General features: G+C 67.6%; 25 protein-coding genes. 12 read left to right on the top strand and 13 right to left on the bottom strand.

The window, feature by feature from the left end; translation table 11 throughout:
- The gene (locus tag ASD77_RS06645; protein WP_055939116.1) at nt 1-2,805 is read left to right on the top strand and encodes a serine/threonine-protein kinase; all 2,805 of its coding nucleotides are present in this window, start codon (nt 1-3) and stop codon (nt 2,803-2,805) included.
- A gap of 6 nt (nt 2,806-2,811) precedes the next feature.
- On the opposite strand, the gene ASD77_RS06640 is transcribed toward ASD77_RS06645, so the two are convergent.
- The 4 genes from ASD77_RS06640 to ASD77_RS06625 form a co-directional block, all read right to left on the bottom strand.
- Nucleotides 2,812-3,435 (bottom strand): thymidine kinase, encoded by a 624-nt coding sequence (locus ASD77_RS06640; RefSeq protein ID WP_055939113.1) that lies wholly within the window; start codon nt 3,433-3,435, stop codon nt 2,812-2,814.
- Between the two features lie 40 nt (nt 3,436-3,475).
- Nucleotides 3,476-4,288 carry a sel1 repeat family protein gene (locus tag ASD77_RS06635; protein WP_162247605.1) on the bottom strand — a complete coding sequence of 271 codons (813 nt, stop codon included), beginning with the start codon at nt 4,286-4,288 and terminating at the stop codon, nt 3,476-3,478.
- A 102-nt stretch (nt 4,289-4,390) separates the two neighbouring features.
- Nucleotides 4,391-5,005: a sel1 repeat family protein gene (locus ASD77_RS06630; protein WP_055939107.1), complete on the bottom strand. Its 615-nt coding sequence runs from the start codon at nt 5,003-5,005 to the stop codon at nt 4,391-4,393.
- Nucleotides 5,006-5,116: 111 nt separating this feature from the next.
- The gene (locus ASD77_RS06625; RefSeq protein WP_156383500.1) at nt 5,117-5,833 is read right to left on the bottom strand and encodes a sel1 repeat family protein; all 717 of its coding nucleotides are present in this window, start codon (nt 5,831-5,833) and stop codon (nt 5,117-5,119) included.
- 96 nt (nt 5,834-5,929) lie between these two features.
- On the opposite strand from ASD77_RS06625, the gene ASD77_RS06620 reads away from it, so the two are divergent.
- Genes ASD77_RS06620 through ASD77_RS06605 form a run of 4 tightly spaced genes read left to right on the top strand, consistent with a single transcriptional unit; the run spans nt 5,930 to nt 9,242 of the window.
- Complete coding sequence (locus ASD77_RS06620; RefSeq protein ID WP_055939102.1) at nt 5,930-7,906, top strand: UvrD-helicase domain-containing protein; 1,977 nt, start codon at nt 5,930-5,932, stop codon at nt 7,904-7,906.
- Nucleotides 7,907-7,959: 53 nt separating this feature from the next.
- Nucleotides 7,960-8,340, top strand: coding sequence for a hypothetical protein (locus ASD77_RS06615; RefSeq protein ID WP_055939099.1), 381 nt, complete (start codon nt 7,960-7,962; stop codon nt 8,338-8,340).
- A 17-nt stretch (nt 8,341-8,357) separates the two neighbouring features.
- Nucleotides 8,358-8,810: a hypothetical protein gene (locus ASD77_RS06610; protein ID WP_156383499.1), complete on the top strand. Its 453-nt coding sequence runs from the start codon at nt 8,358-8,360 to the stop codon at nt 8,808-8,810.
- A gap of 57 nt (nt 8,811-8,867) precedes the next feature.
- Nucleotides 8,868-9,242 (top strand): VOC family protein, encoded by a 375-nt coding sequence (locus tag ASD77_RS06605; protein WP_055939092.1) that lies wholly within the window; start codon nt 8,868-8,870, stop codon nt 9,240-9,242.
- A 34-nt stretch (nt 9,243-9,276) separates the two neighbouring features.
- On the opposite strand, the gene ASD77_RS06600 is transcribed toward ASD77_RS06605, so the two are convergent.
- On the bottom strand, nt 9,277-9,927 hold the full coding sequence (locus tag ASD77_RS06600) for a DUF480 domain-containing protein (protein ID WP_055939089.1): 651 nt from the start codon (nt 9,925-9,927) through the stop codon (nt 9,277-9,279).
- Between the two features lie 113 nt (nt 9,928-10,040).
- Between ASD77_RS06600 and ASD77_RS18455 the strand changes: the two genes are divergently transcribed.
- The 4 genes from ASD77_RS18455 (at nt 10,041) to plsB (ending at nt 15,768) form a co-directional block, all read left to right on the top strand.
- Nucleotides 10,041-10,943 carry a 5'-nucleotidase, lipoprotein e(P4) family gene (locus ASD77_RS18455; protein WP_055939085.1) on the top strand — a complete coding sequence of 301 codons (903 nt, stop codon included), beginning with the start codon at nt 10,041-10,043 and terminating at the stop codon, nt 10,941-10,943.
- Nucleotides 10,940-11,665 (top strand): orotidine-5'-phosphate decarboxylase, encoded by a 726-nt coding sequence (gene pyrF / locus ASD77_RS18450; protein ID WP_055939081.1) that lies wholly within the window; start codon nt 10,940-10,942, stop codon nt 11,663-11,665. Before ASD77_RS18455 ends, pyrF begins: the two co-directional genes overlap by 4 nt.
- Nucleotides 11,666-12,004: 339 nt before the next feature.
- Nucleotides 12,005-12,937 carry a hypothetical protein gene (locus ASD77_RS06585; protein ID WP_055939078.1) on the top strand — a complete coding sequence of 311 codons (933 nt, stop codon included), beginning with the start codon at nt 12,005-12,007 and terminating at the stop codon, nt 12,935-12,937.
- Nucleotides 12,938-13,074: 137 nt separating this feature from the next.
- Complete coding sequence (plsB, locus tag ASD77_RS06580; RefSeq protein WP_055939074.1) at nt 13,075-15,768, top strand: glycerol-3-phosphate 1-O-acyltransferase PlsB; 2,694 nt, start codon at nt 13,075-13,077, stop codon at nt 15,766-15,768.
- A gap of 18 nt (nt 15,769-15,786) precedes the next feature.
- On the opposite strand, the gene ASD77_RS06575 is transcribed toward plsB, so the two are convergent.
- The 6 genes from ASD77_RS06575 to ASD77_RS06550 form a co-directional block, all read right to left on the bottom strand.
- Entirely contained in the window at nt 15,787-16,350 is a 564-nt protein-coding gene (locus tag ASD77_RS06575; protein ID WP_156383498.1) for a hypothetical protein, read from the bottom strand.
- Nucleotides 16,351-16,355: 5 nt separating this feature from the next.
- Nucleotides 16,356-17,042, bottom strand: coding sequence for a hypothetical protein (locus ASD77_RS06570; RefSeq protein ID WP_156383497.1), 687 nt, complete (start codon nt 17,040-17,042; stop codon nt 16,356-16,358).
- An 11-nt stretch (nt 17,043-17,053) separates the two neighbouring features.
- Nucleotides 17,054-17,926: a hypothetical protein gene (locus tag ASD77_RS06565; protein ID WP_156383496.1), complete on the bottom strand. Its 873-nt coding sequence runs from the start codon at nt 17,924-17,926 to the stop codon at nt 17,054-17,056.
- Nucleotides 17,926-18,519, bottom strand: a complete 594-nt coding sequence (locus ASD77_RS06560; protein ID WP_055939060.1) for a hypothetical protein — start codon at nt 18,517-18,519, stop codon at nt 17,926-17,928. Before ASD77_RS06560 ends, ASD77_RS06565 begins: the two co-directional genes overlap by 1 nt.
- Nucleotides 18,520-18,700: 181 nt before the next feature.
- Nucleotides 18,701-19,729 (bottom strand): hypothetical protein, encoded by a 1,029-nt coding sequence (locus ASD77_RS06555; RefSeq protein WP_162247604.1) that lies wholly within the window; start codon nt 19,727-19,729, stop codon nt 18,701-18,703.
- A 130-nt stretch (nt 19,730-19,859) separates the two neighbouring features.
- Nucleotides 19,860-21,833 (bottom strand): cell envelope integrity protein TolA, encoded by a 1,974-nt coding sequence (locus ASD77_RS06550; RefSeq protein WP_156383494.1) that lies wholly within the window; start codon nt 21,831-21,833, stop codon nt 19,860-19,862.
- A 323-nt stretch (nt 21,834-22,156) separates the two neighbouring features.
- On the opposite strand from ASD77_RS06550, the gene ASD77_RS06545 reads away from it, so the two are divergent.
- Nucleotides 22,157-23,275, top strand: coding sequence for a PAS domain-containing protein (locus tag ASD77_RS06545; RefSeq protein WP_055939050.1), 1,119 nt, complete (start codon nt 22,157-22,159; stop codon nt 23,273-23,275).
- Nucleotides 23,276-23,287: 12 nt separating this feature from the next.
- Here ASD77_RS06545 and ASD77_RS06540 read toward each other — a convergent pair whose 3' ends face one another.
- Entirely contained in the window at nt 23,288-24,007 is a 720-nt protein-coding gene (locus ASD77_RS06540) for a GNAT family N-acetyltransferase (protein ID WP_055939048.1), read from the bottom strand.
- A gap of 279 nt (nt 24,008-24,286) precedes the next feature.
- On the bottom strand, nt 24,287-24,529 hold the full coding sequence (locus tag ASD77_RS06535) for a YdcH family protein (protein ID WP_082563153.1): 243 nt from the start codon (nt 24,527-24,529) through the stop codon (nt 24,287-24,289).
- A 77-nt stretch (nt 24,530-24,606) separates the two neighbouring features.
- Here ASD77_RS06535 and ASD77_RS06530 point away from each other — a divergent pair, with 77 nt between their 5' ends.
- Together ASD77_RS06530 and ttcA are read left to right on the top strand one after the other, a co-directional pair.
- Complete coding sequence (locus ASD77_RS06530; RefSeq protein ID WP_055939045.1) at nt 24,607-25,770, top strand: hypothetical protein; 1,164 nt, start codon at nt 24,607-24,609, stop codon at nt 25,768-25,770.
- A gap of 57 nt (nt 25,771-25,827) precedes the next feature.
- A complete protein-coding gene (ttcA, locus tag ASD77_RS06525; protein WP_055939042.1) occupies nt 25,828-26,742 on the top strand; it encodes a tRNA 2-thiocytidine(32) synthetase TtcA in 915 nt (304 codons plus the stop codon).
- Nucleotides 26,743-26,749: the final 7 nt, after the last annotated feature.

The following is a 26,749-nucleotide window of genomic DNA, read 5'->3' as shown; positions in this document are numbered from 1 at the left end:
ATGGACGTCGAACGCTGGAAACGCCTGTCCCCGCTGCTGGACGTGCTGCTGGAACTGGAGCCGGAAGCACGCGCCGAGCAACTCGAGATCCTGCGCGCGGATGACCCTGACACGGCGCGCGAAGTGGAGAAGCTGCTCGCGCTGGAAGAGGAAGGCGACGGTTTCATCGACCAGCCGCTGATCGACAAGCCCGGCCAGCTGAAACCCGGCATGCGCCTGGGCCCGTACCAGCTGGAGTCGCTGCTGGGCGAAGGCGGCATGGGACTGGTCTGGCTGGCCACGCGCGCGGACGGCCTGTACCAGCGCCGGGTGGCGCTGAAACTGCTGCGCCCCGGCCTGGCCGACCCCAACCTGCGGCTGCGCTTCACTCGCGAGCGCGAGATCCTCGCCCGCCTCGAACACCCCAACATCGCGCGCCTGCTCGATGCCGGCATCGGCAGCGAGGGCCAGCCGTACCTGGCGCTGGAATACGTCGAAGGCGTGTCGATCACCGACTACTGCCTGGCCAACAACGTGGGCCTGGACGCGCGGCTGGCGCTGTTCCTGCAGGTCTGCGAAGCGGTCAGCCACGCGCACGCCAACCTGATCGTCCACCGCGACCTCAAGCCGTCCAACATCCTGGTCACGCCGTCGGGCGACGTGCGCCTGCTGGACTTCGGCATCGCCAAGCTGCTCGACGACCCGGAGCCGGCGCCGGTGCATCCGCGCACGGAAGTCCGCGCCTTCACCCTGCACTATGCGGCACCGGAACAGGTGCGCGGCGAACTCGTCACCACCATGACCGATGTGTATTCACTCGGCGTGGTGCTGTACGAACTAATCGCCGGCACCAAGCCCTACCGCCTGCGCCGACAGACCGACGCCGAATGGGAGCAGGCCATCCTGGCGGTGGAGCCGCTCAAGCCCTCGGTCGCCACGCTGCGCACCACCGACGGCAGCCGCAGCCGTTGCCCCGAGGCGCGCCGCACCGCCCGCAAGCTCAGCGGCGACCTCGACAACATCGCACTGAAGGCCCTGCAGAAGCTGCCGGAGCAGCGCTATGCCTCGGTCGAAGCCCTGTCGCTGGACCTGCGGCGGCATATCGAAGGCCGCCCCGTTCACGCGCGGGCGCAGAGCATGGGGTATCGGCTGCACAAGTACCTCGTGCGTCACCGCTGGGCGCTGGCCGTTGGCGGCATGGCGGCCACGGTGCTGGTCGCCGCGCTGGCCGCCAGCGTGTGGCAGGGGCGGCAGGCCATGCGCGAAGCCGCGCGCGCGCAGGCGATGCAGGATTTCGTGATCGGCCTGTTCGACAACGCCAGCGCCTCGCAACAGGGCAATACCTTCGATGCGCGCGAGTTGCTGGCGGCCGGCGAACGCCGTGGCGAGCGTGAACTCGCCAACCAGCCGCGCGCCCAGGCCGAGCTGCTGGGCGTGATCGCCCGCCTGCGCCTGGGCCTGGGCGATTACCACGAGTCGCTGGCATTGCTGGAAAAGCAGGCGCGCGTGCTGGCGGTGACCGACGACGCCCCCGACAGCCTGCGCCTGCAGGCCGCCACCCAGCACGGTCGCGTGCTGCGCCTGCTTGGACGTTCGCGCCAGTGCGTGCAGGCGATGGCGCCGATGGAGGCGCAGCTGCGGACTATCGAATCGCGCCTGCCGCTGCGGGTGGCGGAGTTCCAGTCGCAGAACGGACGCTGCCGGGCGGACGCCGGCGAGAAGCAACTCGCGCGGCAGATGTTCGACAGTTCGCTGGAGATCCGCCGCACCCTGAAAGACGAAGCCGGCGTCGCCGAGAACATGCGCGACCTGGCGCAGCTGGATGTCGAACTCGGCAATGCCGACGCCGGTGCGCGCGGCTATCGCGCCGCGCTGGCGCACCTGCAGGCGCACGGCCACGCGCGGCATCCGCTGGCGATCGAGATCCAGCGCAGCCTGGCGCTGCTCTACCGCAACCGCGGCGAGACCGACGCCGCGCTGGCCGCGTTCCAGCGCGCACGCGGACTCTCGGAAGACATCCACGGGCCGCGGCACCCGCTCACCCAGGCCCTGCGACGCCATATCGCGGCGGTGCAGGTCGACAAGGGCCAGTTGCGCGAAGCAGACGCGGAGCTTCGCCGCCTGCATGCGATGACGCTGGAGTCGCTGGGACCGCGTCATCGCGACACCGCGTCGAGCTGGAATTCGATGGGCATCATCGCGTGGGAGCGCGGCGACAACGCTGCCGCCGTGCGCGATGTCGCGCAGGCCGTCGCCATCTGGCGCGAGAACGAGAGCATGCAGATCCTGCCGGGCGGCCTGTTCAACTACGGCATGGTGCTGCACAGCGCCGGCCGCTACGACGAGGCGCTGGCGGCGCTGGAAGAATCGCGACAGATGCGGGTGGGCACCATCGGCGCCAGCCACGCGCTCATCGGCGAGACCGACCGCATGATCGGCGAGGTGCTTGCCGCCAAGGGTGATCTAGAGGGGGCGACAACACGCTTCGACCGCGCCGTGCGGCTGACCCGCGTTGGCTTCGGCCCGGACCACCCGCGCACCTGGTTCGCGGAACTGTCGATGGCCAGGCATCTGACCCGACTGGGCCGGCCGCAGGATGCCATCGCACCGCTGGAGACGCTGGCCACGCACGCTGGCGGTGGCAGCGAGGCGCCGAAGCTGCGGTGGCAGGCCCGCGCCTATCTGGCAGAGGCCCGGTGCCGACTGGGCGAAAAGGAGCGCGCGCGCCGCGAACTGGATGCCCTGTTGAGCGAACTGCGCATCGCGCTGCCCGATGGCGGCATCATTCCGCGGGACGTGGCGGAGCTGCGCGCCACCTGCCACTGAGCCGGCTCAGGCCAGCGGCAGGTCCGGCTGCAGCGGATCGATGCGGCCCTCACCGCGGGCGATCTTCTTGAACTCGGCGCGACTGACCGACACGTAGCGCTCGTTGCCGCCGATCTCCACCTGCGGCCCGTCCTGCACGGCCCGCCCCTGTTCGTTGACGCGCACGGTCATGATCGCCTTCTTGCCGGTGTGGCAGATCGTCTTGATCTCGCTCAGCTCGTCGGCCCAGGCCAGCAGGTACTGGCTGCCCTCGAACAGCTCGCCGCGGAAATCCGTGCGCAGCCCATAGCACAGCACCGGGATGCGCAGCGCATCCACTACTTCACTGAGCTGCCACACCTGCGCGCGGGTGAGGAACTGCGCCTCGTCCACCAGCACGCAGTCGAGCTTGCCGTGCGTGGCGATGTCATCGCGTATCCGCCGCTCCAGATCGTCGTCGCGCTCGAACGCCACCGCATCCGCGCGCAGACCGATCCGCGAGGCCACCACCCCGGTGCCGGCACGGTCATCCAGCCGCGGCGTCAGGATGGCCACCCGCATCCCGCGCTCGCGGTAGTTGTGCGCCGACTGCAGCAACGTGGTGGTCTTCCCGGCATTCATCGCCGAGTAGTAGAAGTAGAGCTTGGCCATGCGCGGATTTTAGCCGGCGATACCGGCAGCGTCGAAGGCGTCAGCGGCGGAGAGGACGCTCCTGGGGCAGCGGCGGCGGCATATCCGTGCCCACGTCCTCGGGATCACCCACCTCGACATGCCCCTCCTGCATCCGCTGCTGCCACTGCTGCGCCTGCCAGACGTGGTAACGCTCGGGCGCCCAGTAGTCGGGCGCGTAATAGCGGGTGCCGTCGATCACGGTGACAGGGTAATAGCCTTCCTTGCCACCGGCGGCGGTGGCGCTGGGCGCCTCGGCCGCCCCCGGCGCCATGATGAACAGCTTGGCGTTGCCGGCGAACCCGGTGCGGCTGCCGGCGATCCTGCGCCGGTCACGCCGCAACTGGGTCTCGATACGCGGCTTCGCCACCGCGTCCCCGTACTGGGCATAGACCGCTTCACCCAATGCGAGGGCGCGCTCGCGATCGGCGGCATCCAGCTGGTCCCAATAACGCTCGCGCATGGCCAGCAATTCCGGATAGCCGCGCTCGGCCGCCAAATCCATCCACGCATAGGCGAGCGCGCGATCGAGGGGAACACCGAGTCCCTCCCACCTCATTTCGGCCAGCATCGCCTGCGACGGCTTGTCGGCGAACCGCGCGGCACGGTCGAAGTACGTGGCCGCCTTGCCATGATCGCCCTCGCGATAGGCCTGCATGCCCATGCCCCTGAATTTCAGGTCGGGATGCGATTCGAAGAAGCCCGCCGCGGCGAGGTCACGTTCCGCCATCGGGTCCGGCGCACTGGAGCGCGTGGTCGAAGGCTGAGCCTGCACCATGCCCGACATCGCAAGGGCAAGACATGCCGCTGCAAAGCTGCAGGGGAGACGGCTCATGCGGAACTCCTCGTCGATGTGTCCCGGACGCACCTTAGCATCATGGTCTCCATAATGGGCGACCGAAGATCGTCGGTGGCAAGGTACGCCACGATGAATGGCTCAGGGCTTACGTACCGCCTCCGCCGGCGCCGAGGTCACGCAACCATCGTAGGCGTCATGGCGGACGCCGACGCAGACGTCCACGTTGCTGTCCCACCCCAGCCGGCTGCCCACGATCCTGTATTTCTCGCGCCTTACTTCGCGCGCCTGTCGCGGCAGCGCCGCCGCGTCGCCATAAACGGCGTACAGGGCTGGCCCCAGGGTCGGGACACGTTCGCGCTCGTCTGCCGACAACGACCGCCAGTAGGACTCGCGCAATCCGATCAAGGTCGGTGTGCCGCGCTCAGCGGCCAGGTCCATCCAGATGTAGCCAAGTGTCCGATCGGCATCGACGCCCTGTCCGGTCCAGTACTGCTCGGCGATGGCGGCCTGGGACAGTTTGTCGGCGAGCCGGGCCGCACGCATGAAGTACGCATGCGCCTGCGGAGCCCGGCCTTCGCGCTGCGCCTCGATGCCAAGCTCGCGGAAATACTCGGCGTCGAGCACTACCTCTGTCACACCTTCCAGCCCGCCGGCCACGACCGTGCGCTCCGGCGCCTCTTCGCACACGGCCACCACGGAGATGCCGAGCCACATGGCAAGCCCGATGGCGCGAGGAATGGAGAAGTACTTCATCTGCTGACTCCTGTCGGATTCATGCGGAACAAAACGGTACGGCTCGCGCGGACGCCGCTTTACTTTCAGCGCAGAGCACTCCGGCGGATACTCATGCGCATGGATGCGCCGTCAATCCGGACTGCGATCCTCTTCCGGTCGCGTCTTCACCTGTTCCACGTCGCCGACACGGACGCGCTCGCGCACAGGCGCCTTCCACATCGTGTCCTGCAGCCCCCAGTAGCGCTGGGGTTTCCAGAGTTCCTGGGCGTAGTACTCGTCGCCCCGCATCTCGAATCCGGTGCCGTCGGATCTGTACATCCTGATACTGAGGTTGCCGACGAAACCCGTGCGGCTGCCGGTCATCTTGCGCAAGCCACGTCGCAGATGGACCGCCTGCCGCGGCTTGGCGATGGTATCGCCATAAAGCGCGTAGACCTCGCGCCCCCGCATCAGCGCATCGCGGCGCTCGCTCTCGGTCAGTTCGGCCCAGTAGCGCTCACGGAACGCCACCATGTCGGGATAGAGCCGTTCGGCCGACAGGTCGATCCATGCATACGCCAGTGCGCGATCCTGCTCCACGCCGATGCCGCGCCAGTACATGTCGGCCACCATCGCCTGCGACGGCTTGTCGCCGAAATAGGCACCCTTCTTCAGTCGCCTCAACGCTTCCGGATAATCTCCGCGGTTGTAGGCCAGCAGGCCATCGCGACGCCAGCGCAGGTCCGGATGGTAGGCCATGAATCCTTCCGTGCTCATCGCGGACAGCAGGTTGTTCTGGTGCTTCTTCCCCTGCGCCGACGCGCCGGAAGCGATGGCCAGCAGGATGCCGAGGACGATAAGGCGCATGGCAAGCATTCCTTCGCAAGTCGTGGGCGTTCGTCGATGGTAACCCATCCCTCCCGTAGGCTGGCCGGCTACAATGACCGTCCAGCGGAAGTCCCCATGCACGGTCTCAACCCCCCCCAACGCGCCGCCGTCCTGCACAGCAAAGGCCCCCTGCTGGTGCTCGCGGGCGCGGGTAGCGGCAAGACGCGGGTGATCGTGGAGAAGATCGCGCACCTGATCGCCGGCAATCACTTCCCGGCGCGCCGGATCGCGGCGATCACCTTCACCAACAAGTCCGCCAAGGAAATGCGCGAGCGCGTGTCCAAGCGGATCAAGGGCGATGCCGCGGAAGGCCTGACCATCTGTACCTTCCATGCGCTCGGGCTGAAGTTCCTGCAGATCGAACATGCCGTGGTCGGCCTGAAACGCGGCTTTTCCATCTTCGACGCGGACGACGCCAGCGCGCAGGTCAAGGACCTGATGTACGGTGCCAAGCCCGACGAGGTGGAAGCGGCGAAGAATCTGATCTCGCGCGCGAAGAACGCCGGTCTCTCGCCGGAGGAGGCGCTGGCCGCCGCGCGCACCAACCGCGAGAAGGACGCCGCCCTGCTGTACCAGCGCTACCAGGACCGGCTGACCACGTTCAACGCGGTCGACTTCGACGACCTGATCCGCCTGCCGGTGCAGATCCTGGAGAACAATCCGGAGATCACCGCCGCGTGGCGTGAGCGCATCGGCTACCTGCTGGTCGACGAATGCCAGGACACCAACGATGCGCAGTACCGCCTGCTGAAGGCGATCGCCGGCGAGCGTGGCGACTTCACCTGCGTGGGCGATGACGACCAGAGCATCTACGCCTGGCGCGGCGCCAACCCCGACAACCTGCTGCAGATGGCGAAGGACTATCCGGCCCTGCAGATCATCAAGCTAGAACAGAACTACCGCTGCAGCAACCGCGTGCTGCGCGCCGCCAATGCGCTGATCGCCAACAACCCGCACGAGCACCCGAAGGCGCTGTGGAGCGACCAGGCCGACGGCGAACGCATCCGCGTGTGGGAATGCCGCGACAACGAGCACGAAGCGGAGAAGGTCGCGGCCGAGATTTCCTTCGTGCACGCCTCCAAGAGCGCGGCGTGGAGCGACTTCTGCATCCTGTTCCGCGGCAACCACCAGTCGCGCGCGCTGGAGAAGGCGCTGCAGCTGCTGCGTATCCCCTACCACCTGACCGGCGGCACCGCGTTCCTGGAGCGCCAGGAAGTGAAGGACGCGCTGTCGTGGCTGCGCCTGCTGGTCAATCCGGACGACGACGCCGCCTTCCTGCGCGCGGTGCAATCGCCGAAGCGCGAAGTCGGTGCGACCTCGCTGGCGAAGCTGGCCGAGATGGCACAGCACGCTCACTTGCCGTTGTCGCGCGCGGCCGAATCGATGGGCGCGCTGAAGGCCTTGCCGCCGCGTGCGGCCAATGGCCTCAGCGCCTTCGTCGACATTGTGCGCGACCTGCGCCGGCATGCCGAGGAACTGCCGCCAGCCGATCTGGTGCGCCGCCTGAGCGAACGCTCGGGCCTGTTGCCCGACCTGCGCTCGCAGTGCAAGGACGAAGCCTCGTTCCATCGTCGCCGCGCCAACCTGGATGAACTGGCCGACTGGTTTGAGGGCGGACCGCGTGGCAGTTCCGCCGGCGACCTGGCCGCGCAACTCGCGCTGCTGTCGCGCAACGACAAGGATGACGGCGGCAACCAGGTGCGTCTGATGAGCCTGCATGCCGCGAAGGGGCTCGAGTTCCGCTACGTCTTCATCGTGGGTTGCGAAGACGGCACGCTGCCGCACGAGACCAGCGTGGAGGAAGGCAACCTGCAGGAAGAGCGGCGCCTGATGTACGTGGGCATCACCCGCGCCAAGGAGCAGCTGTGGCTCAGCCACAACCGCGAGACGCGCCGCTTCGGCGAACGCCTGCGCCTGCAGCCCAGCCGCTTCATCGACGAGCTCCCGGCCGATGAACTGCAGCGCGACGGCGCCGACCCGGTCGCCGATGCCGAACGCAAGAAGGAACGCGCCAGCGCGGGTCTGGCGGCGATCCAGGCGATGTTCGACTAGGGATCGCCCGCACGACGCGGTACGCTTGGCCCGTATCCACGGGAGCACGGACCATGACGCGCAACAGCCGGATCTGGTGGCTGGTGGGTTTCCTGATCGCCCTGGTCGGCGTCGGGTTCCCGTACTGGCGGGCGCCTTCGGCGATGACGGCGCTGCCCGGTGCGTTCTACGGCCCCGGCCTGGCGGCACTGGTGGTCGTTGCGATGATGTTGCGTGCGTTCGGTACCGGACGCTTCGTACCGCTGGTGCTGCTGGTCGCCGCCGCCGCGCCAACGGCCGTGATACTACGGATGCTTGTTGGCGACAGCGCCGGGATGCCTGTCTCGTGGCCGCGTGAACTGCTGATCGCTTCGGCAATCGGACTGGCGGCATCGTTGGCGGGCACGCTCATCGGCAGCCTGTTCCTGCTGCGCAGCAGTCGGCGGCCGCAGTGAGCCTGCGAAACTCCGCCATGGGTACGAAAACGTGGCTAGCCTCGCTGCTGCCCTTCGTGGCACTGATGCCGCAGGCGGCACTCGCGGCAATCCCGGACGACATCCAGGCCGCCGTATTCGAACACACGCTTCCGAAAGCGCGGGAGCGCTTCGTCTACTGCCTCGGAGTCAACGGGCAGGACGCGTCCCCCGCCACCTTCGATCGCCTGCAACGCATGGGATTGCCGCTATTCAAGGCATCGGCGTGCAAGGTGGTGGCGAATCCCCGTGAAGGCAGTATCCATGCGACAACCGGGCAGCCCGCCATCTTCTACTACCTGCTCGATCTCAAGATGGAGGGTCCAACCTCTGCCACCGTTACGTTGGAGACCTACCACCATGGACTTTGGGGCTCCGGCAACACTCTTCGCCTCGAGCGGAAGGATGGAGCGTGGCATGTTGCCGAGATCTTGCCTGGCTGGGTGTCCTAGGTCCGAGCGATCCTCAGGGCTCATGCCCGACCCTCCCCCTGTCGACCGGACAAGACGATGACCGCACGCCTTTCCCACATCCGCCAGATCGCCATCACCGTCAGCGACGTCGATGTCGCGCTGGCGTTCTACCGCGACATGCTTGGCTTGGCGTTGCTGTTCCAGCCTGCGCCGACCCTGGCCTTTCTGCAGGCCGGCGATGTGCGACTGATGCTGACCACGCCGCAGGGCGCCAGTGCGGTCGGTGCGAACTCGATCCTCTACTTCACCGTGGACGACATCGTCGCCACGCAGGCTGCCCTCGTCGCGCGTGGCGCTAACGAGGAGCGGCCTCCGCAACTCGCCGCGCGCATGACGGACCATGAACTATGGACGGGCTTCCTGCGTGATCCGGACGGCAACCTGGTGGGACTGATGGAAGAGAAGCGCTGAGGCGCGAGCGGAAGATCATCGCGAAGGCGGGCGCTCAGCCTCCGTGCGTCTCCAGCAAACGGGCGATCTGTTCACGCAACGCGGTCACCTCGCCCTCCAGCGCCGCAACGCGCGCTTCGAGTTCCACATTCGCGGGCTCGCCTGCGGACGACGACGGCAGCCGCGCCGCGATCGCGGCCACATCCACCGGTCCCGTCAGCAGGTGCATGTAGCGATCCTCGCGCTGTCCCGGACCGCGCGGGATCTGCACGACCAGCGCAGGTTCGCGCTGGATCAGGCGGTCGAGGTGGTGGCGCACGTCGTCGGCGTCGGCGAACTTGAACAAACGCTCGCTGCGCGCGAGCAGTTCGTGCGTGGTCTGCGCGCCGCGCAGCAGCAACAGGCCCAGCAGCACGGCCTGCTGCTGCGGAATGCCGAAGAACGCCGCGGTACGATGCTCGTAGCGCTCGGCGCGCGACGAGAACACCTGCTTGGCCAAGCCCTTCTGCTCCAACTGGCGCAGCGCGTGGTTCACCGCGCCCGGGTCCAGCGCCATGACCGGATCGCGCGCGGTCTTCTGGTTGGCGGCGGACTGCGCGGCGTTGACCGTCAGCGGATAGGTCTCCGGCGTGGTGGCTTCCTTCTCGATCAGGCAGCCGAGCAGGCGGGCCTCGGTGGCATTCAGGACGAGTGCGGTGTCTTCCATGGAGGCATCGGCAGCAGGAACGGGCCGGCAGGATAACCCGCGCGCAGCGGCACCGACCGACGGGTGTAACAGCGGTCGGCTAGAATTCCCGCACATTCGAAATGGGATCTTCCATGCGCGTTTCCCTGCTCGCCGCCGGCCTGGCGGCTTCGTTGCTGACCCTGGCCGCCTGCAAGCGCACCGAGCCCGCGGCCGTACCGGCCGATGCCGCCGCGCCCGCCGTGACGGCGACCAAGCCAGCCGGCACGCACGACAACCTCAACGCCGTGGCGTGGGTGCAGACCTCGGTCGAGTACCGCGCGATCACCACGCAGACGTTCCGTGCCGCCGCCGACCACCTGGATGTCGCGTTGAAGGAAAAGAACTGGGACGCGCTGGTCCCCGGCGAGCGCGGCAACGCCGCCGCCGGCCTGAAGCCGGCCGTGGTGATGGATGTGGACGAAACCGTGCTGGACAACTCGCCCTACCAGGCGCGCCTGATCCGCGACGGCAAGGAGTACGACGAGATCAGCTGGGACCAGTGGGTCGCCGAGAAGAAGGCCAAACCGCTGCCGGGCGTGGTCGATTTCGCCAGGGCCGCCGCCGAGAAGGGCGTGACCATCCTCTACATCTCCAACCGCGCCGTGCATCTGAAGGAAGCCACCCTGGCCAACCTGCGCGAGGCCGGCCTGCCGGTCGCCGACGACAGCGTGTTCCTCGGCCTGGGCACCGTGCTGGAAGGCTGCGAGCAGAACGGCAGCGAGAAGAACTGCCGTCGCCGCCTCGCCGGCCAGCAGTACCGCGTGCTGATGCAGTTCGGCGACCAGATCGGCGATTTCGTGCAGGTGGAAGCCAACACCCGCGACGGCCGCCAGGCCTTGTTCGACGAGTACGACGACTGGTTCGGCGAACGCTGGTGGATGCTGCCCAACCCGACCTACGGCTCGTGGGAGCCTGCGCTGTTCAACAACGCCTGGGACCAGCCGCCCGCCGCCCGCACGCAGGCCAAGCGCGACGCGCTGGACTACGCGCCGTGAGCGCAGCGGGTCCCGTTGCACTCAGCGCGCGCGAGCGGCTGATCTTCGCGCTGGACGCGCCGTCCGGCGCCGACGCGCTGGCCTGGGTCGACCGGCTGGGCGATGCGGTGCAGTTCTACAAGATCGGCATGGAGCTGCTGGCCAGCGGCGACTACTTCACCGTGCTGGACGAGCTGGCACGGCGCGACAAGCGCGTGTTCGTCGACCTGAAGTTCTTCGACATCCCCGCCACCGTGGCCGGGGTGATCCGTGGCCTGTCGCGCTGGCCGGTGACCTACGCCACCATCCACGGCTGGCACGCCGGGATGATGGAAGCCGCCGCCGAGGCGCGGGCCGGCGAGTTGCGGTTGCTGGCGGTGACCGTGTTGACGTCGATGGACGGCGACGATCTTCGCGCCATGGGCATCAACAGCGGCGAACCGGCGGACATCGTCGTCCAGCGCGCGCTGGCGGCGCAGTCGGCCGGCATCGACGGCGTGATCTGTTCCGGGCAGGAGGCGGGGATGATCCGCGCCGCGACCGGGGCCGGCTTCTCGATCGTCTGCCCCGGCATCCGCCCCGGCGGTCCGGTGGGCGACGACCAGAAGCGCACCGTCGGCGTGGCCGAGGCCTTCGCGCTGGGTGCGGACGCCATCGTGGTGGGCCGCCCGATCAGCAAGGCGGCCGATCCACGCGTGGCGGCCGAGGCCATTCAGGCGGAAATCGCCGGTGCTGTCAAATAAAATCAATAGCTTGAAGCAAGTTACTTCAGGTATTGCCTTAGCATTCGGGCGCAGGTAGGCTGTGCGCATCCGGTCCTTGGACCGGAGATGTGCCACAACACTTCGTCCTCCGGTTTCGGCCGGACTTCAGGAGGTCCGCGACGTCGCAAGACGCCCGGCCTCCTTTTTTATTGGGCGGGAATGGGGAACAGGGAATGGGAACACCAGCGGCATTCCTGTTCCCTGCCTACCATTCCCCCAATCCCTCCTCCCCATTCCCGACCTCCCAACTGCGACCGCCATCCTTGCTGCGTCGGCCGGCGCCCGCGAAGATGCAACGCGACTGGGGAGTCACACCGCATGAAGCCGAAGCCGTCCGCGTCCGTCCTGCGCGTGCTGGCAGCCGCCGGGCTGTCGCTGCTGCTGCTGGCCGCCTGCAGGAAGCAGGCGCCGGAGGAGTTGGCCGGTGCGGCCAGCGAGCCCGCCGCCAGCGTGCGCCAGCTGGCGACCCATCTGCAGAACAACGATCTGGTCGGCTTCGCACGCGATGCCCTTCCGCCCGATGTCCACGCACGGCTGGACAGCGCCTGGCGTGCCGGCCACAGCCGCTGGCCGCTGACCGAGCTGCCGCTGGACGACAAGCTGGTGCAGATGCTGGCCGCGCTGTCCGCAAAGGAGGCGGAAAAGACCCTGCAGCGCAGCTTCGACCGCCAGTTCGCCCGCCAGGACCGCGACCTGAAGGAAGCCGCGCGCACGCTGGGCCTGTTCGGCGTGCAATACGTGAAGAACGAGGGCGACTACACCCAGGAAGAACGCGACCACTACGCGCAGGTGATCGCCGCGCTGGGCGACTGGGCGCAGCGCGCGCCACTTGGGGATCCGGCGCTTGCGCGCGCCACGCTCGCACGGCTGGCACCGGCGGCGCGCCGCAGCGGTCTCACGAACGAGCAGGCGCTGAATGAGGCGGGCATGGTGGCCAGCCTGCAGCGGCTGACGCCGGTCTTCATCGAAGCCAAGGCCACGTTCGCCCGCTACGGCCTGCCACTGGATACGACCTTCACCGACCTGCGCACCGGCCTCGTCGAAGAGAAGGGCGATACCGCGACCGTTCGCATCCACTACCCGCTGGGCGAACGCGAGATCGACACCGTGGTCAGCCTGACCCGGCGCGACGGCCGGTGGTACCTCACCGACTACCTCCGGCATGCCGACGCGGTGCTGGCGGCAGTGCCCGCACCCGACACCTTGCCGCCTGCACCCGCGGCCGACGGCGAGCCGCCCACCCCGCCATGACGGCCTGCAGGCACCGAACGCCCTGTTTTCAACGACTTGCGCCCTTCCCTGCGGGGCCGGAGCCCCGGCCCCGCCGGATGAATGACACGGGCCGGGCGCTGTAACCGCTTTCCAGCCGGCCATGGGCGTGAGCCATAATGCGGCCGATGCCTGAACAGAACTCCCTGCCGTTTCCGGACGGCCCGACGCCGACGCCGCCCGAGAAGAAGTCCGCGGCGGCGAACGCACCTGCGCACGATGCCTCGCCTGAGGCCGCGATCGCTGACGATGCGCCAGTGACCGCGGGCCTGCCGATGGCGCCCTACAGCACCGCCAAGCAAGCCAAGCGCCCGCTGTGGGCGCGCCTGCTGGGCCGCCTGGCCGATCCGTGGCTGGCGTTGAACATCGAACCCGGCGTGCCGGCCGACCTGCTGGACGGCCGCCCGGTCTGCTACGTGCTGGAAGACTACGGCCTGTCGAACGCGCTGATCCTCGACCGCGCCTGCCGCGACGCCGGCCTGCCCTCACCGCTGATGCCGTTGCCGGTGGGCGGCAATCCGCTCGGCCGCAAGCGCGCCTACGTGGCGCTGTCGCGTCGCAACGCCAGCACGCTGATCCCCGACCAGGTCAGCGCCAAGACCCATTCCGGCTCGCTGGCCAAGCTGCTGCAGGCGCATCGCGCCAACCCCGCGCTGGATGTGCAGCTGGTGCCGGTGTCGATCTTCGTCGGTCGCGCGCCGGACAAGCAGAGCGGCTGGTTCTCGGTGCTGTTCTCCGAAAACTGGGCCATCGTCGGCCGCTTCCGTCGCCTGCTGGCGATCCTGCTCAACGGCCGCGGCACCATCGTGCGATTCGCGCCGCCGGTGTCGCTGCGCGGCACGGTCGATGAAGGCCTGGAACCGGAACGCACGGTCCGCAAACTCTCGCGCGTACTGCGCACGCACTTCCACCGCATCCGCGAAGCCGTCATCGGCCCCGACCTGTCCACGCGCCGGCTGCTGGTCGACCAGGTGCTGGCCGCCGAGCCGGTGAAGGACGCGATCGCCGAACAGGCGCGTCGCGACAAGTCCAAGCCCGAGGACGCGTGGAAGAAGGCGCACGCCTACGCCTGGGAAATCGCCGCCGACTACTCCAACCCGGTGGTGCGCTCGGCCAGCTTCCTGCTCAGCCACGTGTGGAACCAGATCTACGACGGCGTGCTGGTCCACCACCTGGACAAATTCAAGGAAGCCGCGCCGGGCCACGAAGTCGTCTACGTGCCCTGCCACCGCAGCCACATGGACTACCTGCTGCTGTCGTACCTGCTGTACGAACGCGGCATCGTGCCGCCCCACATCGCCGCCGGCATCAACCTCAACCTGCCGGTGGTGGGCACGCTGCTGCGCAAGGGCGGCGCGTTCTTCATGCGCCGCAGCTTCCGCGGCAACCCGCTGTACTCGGCGGTGTTCACCGAGTACGTGGCGCAGCTGGTCTCCGGCGGCTATTCGCTGGAGTACTTCATCGAAGGCGGGCGCTCGCGCACCGGCCGGCTGCTGCCGCCGAAGGGCGGCATGATCTCGATGACGCTGCGCGCGTTCCTGCGCCAGCCGCGCAAGCCGGTGCTGTTCCAGCCGGTCTACATCGGTTACGAAAAGCTGCTGGAAGGCACCAGCTATCTGGACGAACTGAGCGGCCGGCCGAAGGAGAAGGAATCCATCTGGGCCGTGCTGTGGGGCATCCCCAAGGTGCTGCGGCAGAACTATGGCCAGGTGGTGGTGAATTTCGGCGAGCCGATCCCGCTCAACGACGCGCTTGCGACGTATGCGCCCGAATGGGATGGCACGCCGGTGGGCGAAGAGGAAAAGCCCGCGTGGCTGTCCGACATCGTCGACGCGCTGGCGCAGCAGATCCAGGTCAACATCAACCGCGCCGCCGACGTGAATCCGATCAACCTGCTGGCGCTGGCGCTGCTGTCCACGCCCAAGCACGCGATGGGCGAAGCCGACCTGATCGCACAGATCGAGCTGTCGAAGGTGCTGCTGGCCGAACTGCCCTACTCCGACCGCGTCACCGTCACCCCGCACTCGCCCGACCGCATCATCTCCCACGCCGAAGAAATCAACATGCTGCAGCGGATCAAGCATCCGCTGGGCGACGTGCTGAGCGTGGACGACGACACCGCGGTGCTGCTCAGCTACTACCGCAACAACGTGCTGCACCTGTTCACGGCGTCGTCGTGGATCGCCTGCTGCTTCCAGAACAACCGCCGCATGAGCCGCGCCGGCGTGCTGCGGCTGGGCCGCACGCTCTATCCGTTCCTGCAGGCCGAGCTGTTCCTGCCGTGGAGCGAGGACGAGTTCGCCGAACGCATGGAACGCACGATCGAGGTGTTCGTCCGCGAAGGCCTGCTGCAGCAGGTCAACGACGACGACGGCGGCATCCTGGCGCGCAGCGCCGGCCAGACCGACGAGGTGTTCCGCCTGCGTGCGATCGGCCACTCGCTGCAGCAGGCGTTCGAGCGCTACTACATCGCCATTTCGGTGCTGGTGAAGAACGGCCCCGGCACGCTGGGTGCGGCGGAACTGGAAAGCCTGTGCCAGCAGGCCGCGCAGCGCCTGAGCCTGCTGTACGCACCGGCCGCGCCGGAGTTCTTCGACAAGACCCTGTTCCGCGGTTTCATCCAGAAGCTGCGCGAACTCAAGCTGGTATGGCCCGACGAGAACAGCAAGCTGCTGTTCGACGACCGCCTGGATGCCTGGGCGCGCGACGCCAAGGCCATCCTCGGCCGCGAACTGCGCCACACCATCGAGAAGGTCAGCCCGGAAGCGGTCAAGGCTGCCGAGCCCACCGAGCCTGCTGCCACGCAGGACTGAGTCGCCGCGTGTCGCTGCCTACTGGCAGCGGCCGTTGCCGGGCTCGTGGTCGACGGTGCCGTCGCGCAGGTCCACGCGCAATTCGCCTTCGTCGTAGGTGATCACGCGCAACACGTGCCCTCCGCCGATCAGTGAAGGCTTGCCACAGCGCCACCAGGTGGAACTGACGGTGGAAGGTGCGGCAGCGGCGGCCTTGTCGCCCAGCAGCTTCGGCAACGTGTAGCGATGTGTCGTCTTGCCGTCGGCACCGTGCACGGTGATGACGGTACCGCGTCCCATCTGCGCCCATTCGTCGAGGGTCACCAGCATGCCGTCGTCCGTCAGCAGGATGTCGACCGGCGATACCGGATGGGGGAGTGCGTATACCAGTCGCTTCTGGTAGCTGTCGGCCGCGGTATCGTGGCGATAGATCACCGCGCGTGACCCTTGCTGTCCACGCCGGCCAGGTTCCATGCGCACTAGGTATTCGCCGGATTCGCTGGCTTCAACCCTCACGCTGGGCGGCACCCACGAGTCGGCACGGACGATGCCGCTCGCGCAGGTGAGAGCAACGACGAAGGCGACGCGCGCGCGGTTTATCATTGGCGTCAGAATCCGGTGCTCGCGGTCGCGTCGCAGTGCATGCGCAGGAACTCCATCGCATACGCCACGCGCACCGCCATGTCCTCGGACGGCAACACGAAGGACATGCCCGGGGTGACGCCCTTCAAGTGGACCTCACGGCCAGTGGAGGTCGTACCCGCCGCCTTCGTCCAGTCGATGACGAAAGGACCGCTCTGGGGACCCGACCATGCGGTGAATTCAGCCGCCTTCCGGTCATAGCGCCCCTTGAACTGGCGCATCACCGAACCCTTCTTGTCCACCTGCACGCGTGTCCTGCACTCGCCGTCCGCGCTCGCACCACGTGGCGTCCACGCGCCAATGGCGACCCACATGGTGGCGTCGTCGTCGGACAGGAAGCCCGGCATGGTTCTGCCGGTACATTTCCACACGCGCTGCATCCCTGCAAAGAAGCCGCCAAACTCCTCCTGCCACATGCAGCGTTCGGCCTCTGCGGCACCCACACGGTTCCATCCCTTGCTGGTATTGACGTTCAACGATGATGTGCCCTGTGCCAGCACCTTGCCGAGAAAATCCTGCGCACCTGCGGGTGTCTGCTCGGCCTGTGCATGCACCGCAAGCGGCGAGCACAACATCGCAAGCAGCATGCCGCCGCGGACAAACCGCCTGTTCGATGCGGACGGATCGGGTTGGGTGATGTTTTCCCGTTTCATGACATGGCCCCTCATTGGCCTGAGCTATGGACGGTACCCACGGTCTTGCAGGTCTCCTTGGGTGCGGTGCACACGATGGGCGCTGAGCACTTGAACTCCACCCTGGGCGGGTCGTTGGCCGGTCGCTTGGCCAGCTGCGCGACGGGCATCTGCGCCCAGGCCGACCTGTCCTCGCGCACGCAGGAGACCGCTTCCGTGCTGTAAGCGGCATCTCCCGTGCTGTTCCTGCACAAGCTGGCCGCATCCCGCGCCAGGTCTGCGCGGGCATCACCTTCGGCCACCTTGAACCTTGAGGTGAGTGTGGTCCGGAGGGGCGCACTGGTGCAGACCTTGCGCGGCTCCCCTGCGATTTCAGGAGGGCGTGCACGCGACGCGGGACCACCGCGTGCCTTCGCCGCCGCTTCGCGCATCTCCACCAGCCGCCGCGCCTCCGCTTCGCGATGGCTGCCGAGGCGCCGGGTTTCGCGGGCGACTTCGGCCGCCTTGCGATTGCGCTCGGCCTCGGCGGCCTGGCGCTGGCGTTCGGCCTGCGCCTCCTTTTGACGGCGCTCTCGCTCAAGCCGCGCACGCTCGGCTGCGGCGCCTGGGTTGAGCTTGTCGGCGGCTGCCTGTTCTGCAGGCGAGGCAGGTTTGCAGTAGCCCAGGGCAACGCACTTCTCTCGGGTGACGCAATATCGCGCGTTGTACTCTTCGGTCGGGATCGGATAGCTGACGGGGGCGCCGTGTCGCACCAAGTCGACAGTCCTCCCCTCGGCGCGAAGGGAGCTGGTGAAACAGGAAGCATCGATGGAAATCTGGGCCTGCGCCAAACACGGCGCCATCAACAGCGCAAGCGCAAGCCATGCGCCGTTCCTGGCAGATGCGCGGGAAAGAGCCTTGCGCATCAGAACCCCGTCCCCGACGTGGCGTCGCATTCCGTGCGAAGGAACTCCATCGCGTAGGCCACACGTATAGCCAGGGCTTCGGAAGCGAGGCCGAGGCGGATGTCCGGCTTGATGCCGCGTACGACCACACGGCTGCCTTCCTGCTTGACCTCGGCCACCTTGTCCCAGTCGATGCCGTACGAAGGCTTGCGGTAAGGCAGACGCACGGCCCAGTAGTTCTTCGGGCCGTCGTTGACTTCGATCTCCTTTGCGTGGACTTCAGGCGTCGAGATCTGCGAGGCGCATCGCGTCAACTTGATGATCGACGTCAGTTTGAAGTCCGCAACCATATGAGTCGACGTCTTGTAGTCACTGCAGCCATACTCGCCGGCCCTGATGCCGGATGCGGTGTCGTAGTTGTAGTAGCGGCAGTACGACTTGTCCGCGCTCATGTTGTTCCAGCCGTTCCCGCTGTCGATCTCGAAGGTGGTGGCGCCCTGTTCGACCACTTTCGAGAGGAACAGGTGGGCGCCTTCCACCGTCTGCTGTTGCGCATGGGCCTGGAACGGGGCAACCAGCAGGGCGAGAGCGCAGATCTTCTTGGCGATGCTCATTCGGTTTTCCTATCGCCCTTGGGGCGCTGTCTCGTCTTGATATTTGCTGATGTTCTGCGAACGCCGGGCAAGTCGCGCCAGACGCCAGATCCGTCGTTGGCCATTGATCGCGCCACACCAGTGAACAGGTCTACCTGGAAGACGCGGTATCCGGCGAGCACGCCTCGCCGATCGACCCCGCTCAATCCACCTGCTTCGGCGCTGCGCGCAGCAGATCGCTGATGTCTTTTCCGTACAACTCCATCTGCTGCCGGTACATCGTCTCCGCCGCGTCCTTGGCGAGGCGCTGCGTCTCGCCGGATGCCGCCATGTAGCCGGCCACCGCTTCCCGACACGGCCTGGCCGCGGTGATCTTGTCGAAGTCATGAAGCGAGCCGTCGTCGAACCCCTTGCAGCTGGCGGCGACAAACGCGAGTTTGTGCGCCTCGACCGCGCCCTTGCGATCACCGGACGCGAACAATGCCTTGCCGAGCGCGTTGTTGAGTTCCGCGAAACGGATCGCGTTGGTACCCTGGAACGGCATGGTCCAGCCCTCCGCATCGCCACGCTCCAGCCACTTCAGTGCATTGCGGTACGCCACGATGGCGCGGCCGCGCGCCACCTTCGCGCGAGCGTCGCTCCCCCATGCATCGGCGCGTGCTGCCAGCGCGTTGCCGTACTTGGTCTCCAGTTCCTCGCTGCGTACCACGCCTTCGGTGATCAGCGACATCGTTCTTTCGTTGCCGCTGGATTTGGCGAGCAGCTCGTAGTACTGGGGCACCAGCTGTCGTGGCAGGTCCACCACCGTTTCCGCATTCTCCAGGTCGCCGGACGCGACCAACGCCTCCAGGAACCAGCCTTGCAGGCGCAGGTTGTCGATCACCGTGTGCGCATGCTTTCCGCCGTCGAGGTGCGTCCGCATCTCGGCGTGTCCTGCGTGGAGCAGCGGCAGCGCTTGTGCGATGTCGCCCGCCTCGACGAGGTTGCCGCCACGCGCGGCGATGGCATTCATCCGATGCTTGAACACCTCATGACGGATCGCGTTGTCCGCGTCCGGCGCGGCCATCGCTTTGTCGTAATGGCCGATCATCGCCTTGCAGTCGGCGTCGTTCTCTTCGCCGAAGCATTTGTACGTTAGTTCGTTCGCCGCCTCGACCGCACGGAGCCATTGCGGCTTCTCCTCTGCATCTGCGGTCCGACCGGCGGCGGCCAGCACGACAAGCAGTATCACGCCCGCGCTTTTCGAGCGGGATCGGGTGGCGCAGCGAAATGGCATCACGGGCAAAGTCCTTGCTGAAGGCGGTGGCGAACGTGGGTCTACGGCGAAGAGGATGCGCGAAACGGGTTGCCGGTGGTCGTCCTCACTGGCACCCCGTCACGTCTGTCACGCGCACGATCACCTGCTCGACCGGGCACGACAACGGCGAACCGGGGATGGCGATCGCGTCACCCACGCCCATGCAGCTGCCGCCGATGTAGTTGTGCTGGGTGCCCTGCACGCCGGCGCCCTGGGGGGTTCCCGTGCAGCGGGCCTCGTAATGCACGGTCGCGCAGCCTTTGACGCTGGTCTTCGGGCCGATGACGTAATAGCGGCCGCTGCCGCCGAGGCAGATGTCGGCGCGCAGGCGCAGGCTGTTGCGGGCCTGCAGCAGGCTCTGTTGCCATTCCTGTTGCTGGCGCTGCCGCGCCTGGTCTTCGGCCAGCTTCTGCGCGGCGGCCTGGCGCTTGCGCTCGGCTTCTTCCTTCTGCTTCCTGCGTGCCTGGTCGGCAACCTGCTGTTGCGCTACGCGCCGCTGCTCGGCCTCGCGCGCCGCCTGTTGTCGCGCCTGCTCGGCGACCTGCGCATTGGTCTGCTGCTGTGCGAGGGCGCTCTGCTGCGCTTGCTGTCGCGCGCGCAGCTGTTCCGCCTGCTCGGCCTGCTGGCGCGCCTGCTCCCGCGCCTGCGCTTCTTCCATCGCGCGGCGTGCATCGGCGACACGTTGGTTGGCGCGGTCGACCTCGGCCATGTCCTGCTGGACGGTAGTCGCCACCGCATTGAGACCGCCCATGAACGCGGCGAAGTTCGCCTCGCGCTGCGCCTCCTCTTCACGACGGCGCTGGGCATCGATCTGGCGCTGGTAGTCACCCTGGACCTTCCAACTGGCGTAGATGGTGCTGTACTCCTGTACAAGCGCCGGTGTCACCGGCTTCAGCTCGTAGGTCGTGTCGTAGGCGTCGGACTTGCCGCCCAGCATGCCTGCCGTCCAGCCGTAGCTGCGCCACCTCAGTGTCCCGTCGCGCGCCACCCAGAAATCGGCGTTGCTCACCCAGCCTGTGTGCGGCGCCATGGTCAGCTTGATGGCTTCCGTCAGCAGGCTCTCGTAGTACTTCTTGCGCGTAGTGAACTCGAGCACCTGACCGCTCTCCTTCCAGCGCGCACCCGTGCTGACGTAGTACTCCCCTTTCCGGGAGGTCACGTTCGTCAGCTTCAGTTCGCCCGGTTTCTTGTCGGAAGGCATGGCCGCGTAAGTGAATTCGCAGCTGGTGCTGAAGTCCGCCGGGAAGAAGCAGATCTGGAGGCCGTCGCCTGTTTCGATGAAGCGGATGTAGCAGTTCTTGCCGCCGACCTGGGAGGGGGTGCACCACGTGAACGTTTGTCCCGCAAACGCCGACAGCGGTCCCAGGCCGGTGATGATCTGCTCTGAAGCCAGCATAGGCGTCTGCAGCGGCGCGTCCGCCTGCGCGAATGTGGTGGGGGACGCGGGCGCTTCGACGCCTGCTGCGGTCACCGGCGCGTCCGTGGTGCCAAGCGGAGCGTCGGCGGTCATCGCGACCGCCACGACCGCCGGAGCCGCGGCGTCCAGCGCCATCGGCTTCATCACGTGCATGTACTTCACGTCCGTCACCAGCTCGTCCTTGAGCTTGACGCCCTCGTACAGCACCTGGCCGTCGTCAGCGAAGCGCAGTCGGTACGGCAGCTTGACCATGCCCTCGCGCGCCCAGACCACTTCATCCGCTGAAGCGACGCGCCCCTGCCACTTCAGATTCATGCCGAGCAACGACGAGGTCAGCTGGAGTCGGCCTGGCGTGTCGCCCGGTCGGATGACGTTGGTCTGGACCACCTTGCCGTCGTGCGGATTGATCCACTGCTCGCGGAGTTCCTGGCCAGGCGACAACCATTCCCAAGTCACGCGATAGCCTTCGCCGAGTTGCCAGCTGCGCTCCAGCAGCCGAGCGTAGGGGCCCCATGCGGCGGCGTCGACAGCGGGTATATCCGGCGCCCCGTCCTGCGCGTGAGCGAAGGGCAGGCCGATGGTCAGGCAGGCGAGGACGACGAGGGCGCGGAGCAGCGGCATGATCGGATTCCGGACGGGACGGTCGGGGTGCATTGGCGCCACGCGGTGCCATGGCGCATTCCCTCGCAGCCTTATCGGCACTTCCCTCGTCTTCCTTGAGTCCGCGCATCCCCCGGTCGCCATCTCCCCATGGCTCCGTGCGATCCGCCGCATGCGGCGATCACGCCCCTTCGGGGAACGATAGCGACCTGCGACAGAAGCGCGCACTCCCGTTCCGGACTTGACGCAAGGGCGCGATTCGGCTTGTGTTCGGGCGCATTTCGTAATTAACTGCGGTGAAGATGGGCCGGACGCGATCCGCGCACCACCACAGGGGGCATCCGATGAACGACGACCACGCCCTCGCGCGCGTGCTCGAGCCGCTGTACGAGTCGATCCTGGACCCGGACCGGCTGGACGACTTCAACCTCCTGCTCGGGCAGTCCACGGGCAGCCACATCACCGCCATTCTGGGGCACGACGTGCAATGTGGTCGCGGCAGCGTGGCGCGCGTGGCCGGCGTCGATCCCCGGCAGGTGGCAATGGAGCTGCAGTCGCTCGACCTCAACATCGACCCCTGGATCAGCCGTGCGACACCGCACCTCGCCACCGGCCGCGTGTTCAATACCGAAGACCTGTTGCCCAACGCGCAGATGCGCCGCACCGACGTCTACAACGCCTATTACCGGCAGTTCGGCGTGGAGCAGCAGGTGGCGGCGGTGGGTCACTACGACGGCGCCAACTCCATCACCCTGTCGATCTGCCGCGACGACCGCCATCGCCTGTTCAACGAGGATGAACTCGGCTTGTTCAAGCGTGTGGTGCCCCACTGGGTGAATGCCTACGCCATCATGCGGCGCCTCGACCTGCTGCAGCAGCGCGTGGACTCGCTGGAGGTGGCACTGGAACAGGCGCCGATGGCGGTGTTCACCCTGTCCGCCAATCGCCAGGTGTTGCGGGCCAATGCCGCCGGGGAACGCCTGCTCGGCCTGGGCGTGCTGCATCGCGTGTCGGGCCGACTGTCAGCACCTGGTTGGCAGGACGCCGCCTTGCAGCAGTTGCTCGCGCGCGCCACGCTGGCGCGAACGGATGGCCGCGTTGGGGATGTGGAGAAGCTGGTAGTGCAGGCGCCCGGCATCGGTGCGCTGGCGATCACCGCGCATCCGCTTGCTCCGCCGCTGCTCGCTGGCGATGCGGCGCTGCTGGTCTTCGCGCAACCCGGCGCTGCGGCCAACCCGGCACGCATGGAGCACGCCCTGCAGCATCTGTTCGGCCTGACAGAGTCCGAACGCCGGCTGGCAGTGGCGCTACTGCAGCACGCTGACCTGGGTCTGGCGGCACAGGATTGCGGCGTGGCGATATCCACCGCGCAGACGCGGCTGAAAGTGGTGTTCGACAAGACCGGCGAACGCAGTCAGCCCGCACTGGTCCGCCTGCTGGGCGCCCTCAACGCGGTCTGCTGAGGCCGTTCCGGCTCAGGTCATGGCGTGGAACGACCGCGTCAACCACGCTTTCGCAGGCAGCGCGCGCGCGGGCTCGCGGATCAGTCGGTGCAGCGGCGAGCCGCATTCGGACAGGTAGGGCTCGTCCTCCATCACCAGCACCATGCGCAGCAGGTCCACGCCGCCGGGCAGGATCGCCGGCGGCAGGTATTCGCGGAAGCCGTAGTGCTCGAACACGCCATGCAGGAACGGCTCGCAGGCGATCAGGCAGAACTGGATGCGCGATTCCTGCGCCCAGCGGTAGACCTCTTCCATCAGCCGGTCCACCACCGGCTTGTTGCGCTGGTCGGCCTGCACGGCGAAGCGCGTGCCCACCGCCACCTGCGACAGCGGCCAGGTGCGTGCGAAGTCGTCGATCTGGAACAGGCTGCCGTACTCCACCTGCACCGCCAGCGACGAGAAGTCGTGCAGCCGCAGCGTGGCGATCGCCTGCGTGCCCTTCTCCACCGCCAGCGTGGTGCCGCACGCATCCAGGCCGTCGGTGACGCGCCGGCTGCGGTCGCCGAACTGGCCCTGTTCGTAGAAATACACTTCACGACGCAGGCGCGGCACATCGCCGAGCGGCTCGCCTGGCAGGATGCGCAGCATCCGCAGCCCAATGCCGGCCAGCGCCGCGTCGGCCGACGCCGAGGCGATCCGCGCCTCGCGGGCGGACACCGGCATCCGGTGGTTGAACGGCTTGTCCTGCTCCATGCCACTCCCTCGCCACCGCGCGTCAGCGCAACGGCTTGTCGTTGGGAACCGCGGCGCCGGCAGGACGGCAGACGGTCAGTCGGTCGGGGAAATCCCCACACCCGGCTATGAAGCAAGCATCGGGCCAACTGCGCGCAAGACCGCGTGCGGGCCGGAAACGGCCGCCATGCGGCGTTCCGACGCTCGCGATGGGCGCGATGGACGGCAATCGCACCGCCGCGGGTGACGCCCAGCGTCAGATTCGAGCTTCGACCGTCCGGCCGGAGCGACGCCGTGGCGTCAGGCCGGTTCGTCCGGGATCAGCGCGCTCTCCAGCCGCGCGATGCAGTCCTTCAGCCACAGCTTGCGCTTCTTCAGCCGCTTGATGGCCACCTCGTCGGCATCCCCGTCCTCCACCAGGCGCACGATGGCGTCGTCCAGGTCACGGTGCTCGGTCCTGAGTGCGGCGATCTTCTCGGCGATGTCGGCGGGGTTGTCGATTTCCACGCGGCGAGCGTACACCGTCCCGCTCCACACCGTCATCGCATGCGTCGTTCCGCGCGGTGCTAGGATCGGCCGCCGGCAAGGGGGCCGGCCACATCACATCCAGGGGCGAATCGATGTCCATGCTTTCACGTTGCGGTTGCGCGGCGCTGTTGTCGTGCGCCCTGTCGCCTGCGGTCGGCGCCGCCGACCGTCAACCTCCTCCGCTGGATACCTTGCGCGCCGCGCCGCTGCATCTGGTCACGTTGAACGACCGCACCCGCATGCAGGCGCCGTACTTCGGTACGGCCGGCGCACCCACGGTCGTGTCCAACTCCATCCCGGCGGGTGCGCTGCTGGCCGGCAACCTGATCGGCGGCCTGGTCGTCGCCGGCATCGAGCACCAGCGCCTGAAGGAAGCGCGTGCCACCGTGCAACCGGCCTACGACGTGCTGCGACAGCATGGCTGCCTGCTCGACGGCAGCGCGACCTTCATGGATGCGCTGGAACCGGTGGCCTCGCACGACGCCCGGCCGGTCGTTGCCCGCCACGTGCTGACCGGAAAGCAGACCCTGGACGACGTGGTGTCCGCCAAGGACGAGCGCCACATGCTGCTGGTCAGCTACGCGCTCACGGCGGACCTGGACTACCTGCTGACCACGGCGCACGTGATGTACGCCCACAAGGGCGAGCGCGGCAAGGATTCACGGGTCAGCTGGGACGGCCAGATCACCGTCGCGAGCCCCGCCGCGCCCTTGCCTGCGAAGACACCCGAAGACATCCAGCGACTGGTGGAAGAAGCGAAAGCGGACTGGGTCGCCAGCGGCGGCGACGCCCTGGTCGAAGCCGCCAACCGTGGCGATGTCGAGGCGCGGCGCCGGGTCGCCAGCAAGTACACCAGCCACCAGCACCGCCTCGAGGAAGCACGCTCGGCGGAATGGTCGTTGCGCCACGCCTCCACCGAGCGGGCACGGACCTGGGTGGCTGACGACTGCGCGCCGTTGCGGCAGGCCATCGAAGGCAATGCGGCAAAGGCCGCTGCGCTGCTGCCACGCGTGTACGCCCAAGACCTGCAGCCCTTCCCCAAGCCCGGCTTCTGGAAAATGCCGACGATCCCGGAAGAAACCCGTGACGGCATGACCATCCGCACCTCCGGACCGATGGCGTGGCTGGCATGGCCGGAAGGCGGGACCATGCCAGGCCGGTATCCCTCCTCCGCCTGGATGCCGGAGGACGAGGCGCCGGCGTCCGATGCGCCCGCAGGGGACGGCGCGCCGCAGGACGCTTCCGCCGCGGATTGACGGGCCGGCTGCCGGGCACCCGACGGCCGTCCTGGGACGGCCCGGTACAATGGCGCCATGAGCACCGTCCTGCCCTTGCCCGATCCCGTCCTGCGCCGTCCCGCTGCCAATCCGCGCCGGGTCGCGCACGAGCAGGGCAAGCTGGCCAGGCGCCTGCGCCGCCAGGTCGGCCAGGCGATCGCCGACTTCGGCATGATCGAGGAGGGCGACAAGGTGATGGTGTGCCTGTCCGGCGGCAAGGACAGCTACACGATGCTGGACGTCCTGCTGCAGCTGCAGAAAAAGGCGCCGGTGCGCTTCGAGCTGGTAGCGGTGAACCTGGACCAGAAGCAGCCCGGCTTTCCCGAGCACGTGCTGCCCGAGTACCTGGAACGCGTCGGCGTGCCGTTCCACATCATCGAGCAGGACACCTATTCGGTGGTCAGCCGGGTGATCCCGGAAGGCAAGACGATGTGCTCGCTGTGCTCGCGCCTGCGTCGCGGTTCGCTGTACAGCTATGCCGAGGAGAACGGTTTCACCAAGATCGCGCTGGGCCACCACCGCGACGACCTGGTGGCGACGTTCTTCCTCAACCTGTTCTTCCACGCCAAGCTCTCGGGCATGCCGCCCAAGCTGCTGTCCGACAACGGCAAGCACGTGGTGATCCGCCCGCTGGCCTACGTGCGCGAGGATGACATCGCCGCGTACGCCGGAGCCAAGGGCTTCCCGATCATTCCGTGCAATCTGTGCGGCAGCCAGGAGAACCTGCAGCGCAAGCAGGTCAAGAAGATGATGGACGGATGGGAACGCGAGACGCCCGGCCGCATCGAAACCATCGCGCGCGCGCTGGGCGACATCCGCCCGTCGCAGCTGAGCGATCCGAAGCTGTTCGATTTCCTCTCGCTGGGTCACCGCGATGGCGCTACGCTGCCGGACGCTCACGCGTGGCTGGTCGGCGAGCCGCACCCCGCCTTGGCGGACGAAGACACCTGACCTCGCC

This window comes from Pseudoxanthomonas sp. Root65 (assembly GCF_001427635.1).
Taxonomy (GTDB): Bacteria; Pseudomonadota; Gammaproteobacteria; order Xanthomonadales; family Xanthomonadaceae; genus Pseudoxanthomonas_A.
This window is presented reverse-complemented; position numbering and strand designations above follow the sequence as displayed.

Excerpts from the sequence above, each read along its gene's own strand:
- ASD77_RS06645 (WP_055939116.1), top strand. The coding sequence starts at position 1 with ATGGACGTCGAACGCTGGAAACGCCTGTCCCCGCTGCTGGACGTGCTG.
- ASD77_RS06640 (WP_055939113.1), bottom strand. The coding sequence starts at position 3,435 with ATGGCCAAGCTCTACTTCTACTACTCGGCGATGAATGCCGGGAAGACC.
- ASD77_RS06635 (WP_162247605.1), bottom strand. The coding sequence starts at position 4,288 with ATGAGCCGTCTCCCCTGCAGCTTTGCAGCGGCATGTCTTGCCCTTGCG.
- ASD77_RS06630 (WP_055939107.1), bottom strand. The coding sequence starts at position 5,005 with ATGAAGTACTTCTCCATTCCTCGCGCCATCGGGCTTGCCATGTGGCTC.
- ASD77_RS06625 (WP_156383500.1), bottom strand. The coding sequence starts at position 5,833 with ATGCGCCTTATCGTCCTCGGCATCCTGCTGGCCATCGCTTCCGGCGCG.
- ASD77_RS06620 (WP_055939102.1), top strand. The coding sequence starts at position 5,930 with ATGCACGGTCTCAACCCCCCCCAACGCGCCGCCGTCCTGCACAGCAAA.
- ASD77_RS06615 (WP_055939099.1), top strand. The coding sequence starts at position 7,960 with ATGACGCGCAACAGCCGGATCTGGTGGCTGGTGGGTTTCCTGATCGCC.
- ASD77_RS06610 (WP_156383499.1), top strand. The coding sequence starts at position 8,358 with ATGGGTACGAAAACGTGGCTAGCCTCGCTGCTGCCCTTCGTGGCACTG.
- ASD77_RS06605 (WP_055939092.1), top strand. The coding sequence starts at position 8,868 with ATGACCGCACGCCTTTCCCACATCCGCCAGATCGCCATCACCGTCAGC.
- ASD77_RS06600 (WP_055939089.1), bottom strand. The coding sequence starts at position 9,927 with ATGGAAGACACCGCACTCGTCCTGAATGCCACCGAGGCCCGCCTGCTC.
- ASD77_RS18455 (WP_055939085.1), top strand. The coding sequence starts at position 10,041 with ATGCGCGTTTCCCTGCTCGCCGCCGGCCTGGCGGCTTCGTTGCTGACC.
- ASD77_RS06585 (WP_055939078.1), top strand. The coding sequence starts at position 12,005 with ATGAAGCCGAAGCCGTCCGCGTCCGTCCTGCGCGTGCTGGCAGCCGCC.
- plsB (WP_055939074.1), top strand. The coding sequence starts at position 13,075 with ATGCGGCCGATGCCTGAACAGAACTCCCTGCCGTTTCCGGACGGCCCG.
- ASD77_RS06575 (WP_156383498.1), bottom strand. The coding sequence starts at position 16,350 with ATGATAAACCGCGCGCGCGTCGCCTTCGTCGTTGCTCTCACCTGCGCG.
- ASD77_RS06570 (WP_156383497.1), bottom strand. The coding sequence starts at position 17,042 with ATGAAACGGGAAAACATCACCCAACCCGATCCGTCCGCATCGAACAGG.
- ASD77_RS06565 (WP_156383496.1), bottom strand. The coding sequence starts at position 17,926 with ATGCGCAAGGCTCTTTCCCGCGCATCTGCCAGGAACGGCGCATGGCTT.
- ASD77_RS06560 (WP_055939060.1), bottom strand. The coding sequence starts at position 18,519 with ATGAGCATCGCCAAGAAGATCTGCGCTCTCGCCCTGCTGGTTGCCCCG.
- ASD77_RS06550 (WP_156383494.1), bottom strand. The coding sequence starts at position 21,833 with ATGCCGCTGCTCCGCGCCCTCGTCGTCCTCGCCTGCCTGACCATCGGC.
- ASD77_RS06545 (WP_055939050.1), top strand. The coding sequence starts at position 22,157 with ATGAACGACGACCACGCCCTCGCGCGCGTGCTCGAGCCGCTGTACGAG.
- ASD77_RS06540 (WP_055939048.1), bottom strand. The coding sequence starts at position 24,007 with ATGGAGCAGGACAAGCCGTTCAACCACCGGATGCCGGTGTCCGCCCGC.
- ASD77_RS06535 (WP_082563153.1), bottom strand. The coding sequence starts at position 24,529 with ATGACGGTGTGGAGCGGGACGGTGTACGCTCGCCGCGTGGAAATCGAC.
- ASD77_RS06530 (WP_055939045.1), top strand. The coding sequence starts at position 24,607 with ATGTCCATGCTTTCACGTTGCGGTTGCGCGGCGCTGTTGTCGTGCGCC.
- ttcA (WP_055939042.1), top strand. The coding sequence starts at position 25,828 with ATGAGCACCGTCCTGCCCTTGCCCGATCCCGTCCTGCGCCGTCCCGCT.